Genomic DNA, 701 nt, shown 5'->3' with positions numbered 1-701 from the left:
ACGTTTCTTAGCTCACTGAAATCTTCCCGTGAGGCAAGTAAGCAGCTTGCCGAGTTTCTCTTTCAGCATCAGGTATTGGTAAGTGATGTCCAACACCTCGAATTGTGCGTCGTTGAGGTGATGAACAATGCCTTTATACACTCCTACAATGAGCAGGAAGGCGAGCCGATTGAGCTCGAATGTGCAATCTTATCTGACTCTAAGTCTACTCACATCGAAATGCGTATTTCTGATTACGGTCGTCCTATTAAAAAATCGGTTTTCCAAGAGCACACGAATAAAGAAATAAAAGCACCAAGCTTGTTTGATGAAGACAGCTGGATGTCGTCAGGAAGAGGATTAATGTTAATCAGTAATCTAGTTGACAGTTTTCAGGTACTGAGATGTGGTCGAAAAAATACGTTTGTATTGATTAAAAGAGAGGGGCGTCTAACAACCAAGCAAAGTTCTGTCACTTTACCTAGTTCTTAGTTTTCGTCCATGACGAATTAGCGTTCTTTATTTGTTATCGGTGGTGGAAGCCGATGACAGAAGCGCTTCTAGTTCTTCTCTGGTCAACAAGTCTTGCGGATTTAGCATCCCGCTCTCGTCGTCTAAGGACATCTTGGTTCTGCTGATCAAATATCGCTTTTGAGTAGGAGTTAAGTCCTTGAGCGACTCAATCAACTCCTTGAAATGGTTGTTGTCCATGTTCATAATTT

General features: G+C 41.9%; 2 protein-coding genes. One reads left to right on the top strand and one right to left on the bottom strand.

The window, feature by feature from the left end; translation table 11 throughout:
- Positions 1-471, top strand: a 471-nt coding sequence (locus tag R7093_RS25620; RefSeq protein ID WP_318147071.1) for an ATP-binding protein, incomplete at its 5' end; no start/stop codon positions are given.
- Between the two features lie 27 nt (positions 472-498).
- Here R7093_RS25620 and R7093_RS25615 read toward each other — a convergent pair.
- Positions 499-690 carry a hypothetical protein gene (locus R7093_RS25615; protein WP_005480239.1) on the bottom strand — a complete coding sequence of 64 codons (192 nt, stop codon included), beginning with the start codon at positions 688-690 and terminating at the stop codon, positions 499-501.
- Between the last annotated feature and the right edge of the window lie 11 nt (positions 691-701).

The sequence above is a fragment of the Vibrio sp. 1580 genome, assembly GCF_033340055.1.
Note: the sequence above shows the minus strand (reverse complement) of the source record. Positions and strands in the feature narration are given on the sequence as shown.

Excerpts from the sequence above, each read along its gene's own strand:
- R7093_RS25615 (WP_005480239.1), bottom strand. The coding sequence starts at position 690 with ATGGACAACAACCATTTCAAGGAGTTGATTGAGTCGCTCAAGGACTTA.